At 62.1% G+C, this 3,122-nt stretch carries 1 protein-coding gene and 1 pseudogene; both read right to left on the bottom strand.

Going from position 1 to position 3,122, the window contains the following annotated elements; translation table 11 throughout:
* Positions 1-2,027 precede the first annotated feature (2,027 nt).
* Complete coding sequence (locus BM372_RS20290) at positions 2,028-2,273, bottom strand: DUF4190 domain-containing protein (protein ID WP_143111529.1); 246 nt, start codon at positions 2,271-2,273, stop codon at positions 2,028-2,030.
* 194 nt (positions 2,274-2,467) lie between these two features.
* Positions 2,468-2,927 (bottom strand): annotated as a pseudogene (locus BM372_RS21160) (IS21 family transposase); the annotation flags it as partial.
* Positions 2,928-3,122: the final 195 nt, after the last annotated feature.

Raw genomic sequence — 3,122 nt, 5'->3', positions numbered from 1 at the left:
AATTTAGGGGAGTGGCCGCCTCCGGTTCCCAGCTTTCCGCTGGTCTCCCTCTCGGCGACTTAGAAAACAATACACCCACCACGCCCCCACCGCAAACCCAGCCCTGGTAGCTGCCCTCATGGCTCTCAACCCCGGAAATCCGCGGCGAAACGGGGTTGCGGACGCGGAATCGTGGCCCCGGCGCCATCCTTCCATTGTGTATCCTCCATCACGTCAAGGTGCCATGCGTATAGCTTCGAGGGCTGAGCGCCACGGCCGGCGCTATAGACGGGCGGCTACGTTGATGCTCGATCTCCGGAGGTTTGTTGTGGCGGGCCAAGGGCAGGCCCGGGCGACTGTTAGTGCCGACGCTCCGCTAAGGCAGGGTGGACTGCCCTACATCGACGAACGCGGTTCCAGAAACCCGACCGACGCGGCGCGTGCTTCTCTTCCAGGTCCCCATGGCCAGCGCCGCGGCTTCCGGCGCCGGAACAGGCCACGGTGGTTGCCCCCTGTGCTTGGCTTTACGGCTTTACCGGGAACAACCCCAGGGCCCGGGTGCCTCCACGACGCTCCAGACGGCGGCCATGCAAGTAGCAACGAGTCCAGGACCCAAGGGGCATGCGGTGCTCCTCTGACTATGTCAACCTGATTCAGGACCACTGAGACGGCCTGACCCAGGACCACTTGCCGTCCTGCTACAGGAACCTTTTACGGGATCCCTATGTGGCCCGGCTCCATTAGACCTTCGGGTGTACTGGTAATAGCGTTCCGAAGCTTCAACCTGGCGGCGTTGGAGAAATACCAGTGCAGGTCCTATTCCGGTGTCCGAATCCATTGGTGGCGATTCGAGTCACGTTGCCACGTCTGCCGGGGAACAGGCCATTCACGTGCTACGTCAGTCAGCCAGATTGTACTGTCAGGGTTCCATCCTGCGATGACAGTTGCCGTTTCAGCGTCGACCTCCAGAGGGCGCCCCGCGGCGTTTAGGTACCCCAGGACTGTAAGGTGCGCGGCGTCCCATTGGCCAGCAACTCGTTCCCAATCCGGGATCACCCATCTTCCATCCCGTCCGGTCACGCGGAACCAGTCGTGCCGCCGAGACGCGGTCACTTCCAAGGGGAACAGGCGGCAGAGTTCTATCCAGTCATCTGCTGTTTGTACCTCAAGAGTGCGCCCAGATCCGCGAACCGGGACCGTGGTCGCGTGCTCCCACCCAAGGGAATCTTCCATCAGGCTAAGCCCGGCCGGGAGTTGCCCAACAGTTTGTACCAGTCCGTGCGGGATTGACCACCACGACCCCGAATAGTTAGCAGCGGGGTCTCTCGGGCGTTCGCGCGCCGCCTGTACCTCCTCCGCGCGTGCCTTGCGCGCCCAATCTGTCAGCCTAATTCCCCAGGTTTTCGGTATGGGCAAGCGATCATCGGCCAGACGCCAGTCGACCGCCCACTGCTCTACCTGGCGAGGCTGCCAGCACCACTGCATGCCGGATGCGGCAATGACCTGCTCGGCGATCGGGGACAGCGACTCAGCTACCATCGGGAGTCCCGCCAGTACGTCCTCTCCATCGGGCTCTTGCCAATACCTTGCGCTGTCAACAGACCGCTCAAGGGCCGCCTGCATCTGACTTTCATTGAGGTCTGTGAAGTCCAAAGACTCCAGCCTCGCCGCGAACCACTCCAGGGACGGAGGAGGGGGTTCAGCTGGCGTGTTACCGGACGAAACAGCGGTCAGCAGAACCCTCGATGTCCCCCTGCCACTATCAAATTCATTGGCCAACCAGAACGCCGCGGTTCTAACTTCCTTATCGAGCTCCATAGCCAACTCGAGGCACAGACGGCGGCCCCGAGGACCTTGCAGAATCAGATCAATACCCATCGTCATCAGAGCCTCCTCGCACCACGACGGCAGCGGTAAAACAAACAAACTAAATCGATCCTTGATAAGAGCCCGTTCAAGAGAGGAACCCCCTTTTGGGACAATCCTCAGCCCGGTCCCGAGGAAATAAGGTCAAGGTTGGTGGAGCCTAGGCTCGTCAGCCGCGGGCACTACCTCGAGAATTGCTGCAGAGCGCTCGGTATGAACGCCAGTGTGTTGATCAATGCCAGCGTGGCTATGCCGTACCCAATGGCTAGGGCAGCAATAGCTAGCCCGCGGCCTCGTTCGCCTCTCAGCGGGATCTGATTGAGGGCAACGTGCCCGGCCCCCACCGCAAAAACAGCAAGGACCGCGACGCCGAACACCAACAATCCCGATGCCGCGATCACGGCGAAAATGATGGCTGCAACAGACATTTTGTTTAGTCGACCAGTTGTCGTGTGAGCCGGCACCATAGGCGTACTCATTTCGGTTCCCCCAACCTCGTTAATACGAGTGAGTCTAATTGGCCCGCCCCCAGACAAAAAGGGACCTGAAGCGTTCCGTGCGGGCACCAAGACCGCCCGGCTACCCTGCCCGGAAGACATCGTTGAGTATCTACGGGCTTCGCCCCAGACCCAATGTCGTCGGCGTCCATGGAGCGGTGGAGCAGGAGGACGTCGATGAGTTCACGAGTCCCGTCGGCGTCGCCGTTGCCCCGGCGGGAGGCAGCCCAGAACACCTCGTGGGCGCTGGTGAAGGCGCCGGACTCCGGCGCCCGGGCGGTGGAGCCGGGCAGCGCGCCAGGTTGGCGACAACGCGCTGATGCCTGGCTGCCACGGGACGGTCATCGAACACCACAACCTCGGACGCCCGCAACGAGGGCCTCTGCCGGCAGCGGCGTCAAGAACGGTGTTCGGCGCGAGGTCCTGGCCGATTGTGCGGATCCTCTCATTGATCCGCCGGCCGTCGTCTTGGGCCTCCCAGATCCGGATCCGGTCGTTGAGCTCATCGAGGCATTCAGCAATGGGCATGGGCGAGAGCCGGCTGCACAGGAACCAGCCCACCTTTCCCTCAACCCCGCCCTTTTGTGCGCCCCGGCGATGCTGTTAACGCCAACCGTGAACGGTGGCCGTCCCGCCAAAGCCGAGTGACCCTGTTTCAGGGTTGCCCGCCAATGACGACAAGCCCGTTAAATGCGGGAGGACCCCAACCTGGTGGTTGGGGTCCTCGACCTGAATGGTGTTCCGGCGGTGACCTACTCTCCCACACCCTCCCGGGTGCAG

The organism is Arthrobacter sp. ov118 (assembly GCF_900116495.1).
Lineage (GTDB): Bacteria > Actinomycetota > Actinomycetes > Actinomycetales > Micrococcaceae > Arthrobacter.
Note: the sequence above shows the minus strand (reverse complement) of the source record. Positions and strands in the feature narration are given on the sequence as shown.

Excerpts from the sequence above, each read along its gene's own strand:
- BM372_RS20290 (WP_143111529.1), bottom strand. The coding sequence starts at position 2,273 with ATGTCTGTTGCAGCCATCATTTTCGCCGTGATCGCGGCATCGGGATTG.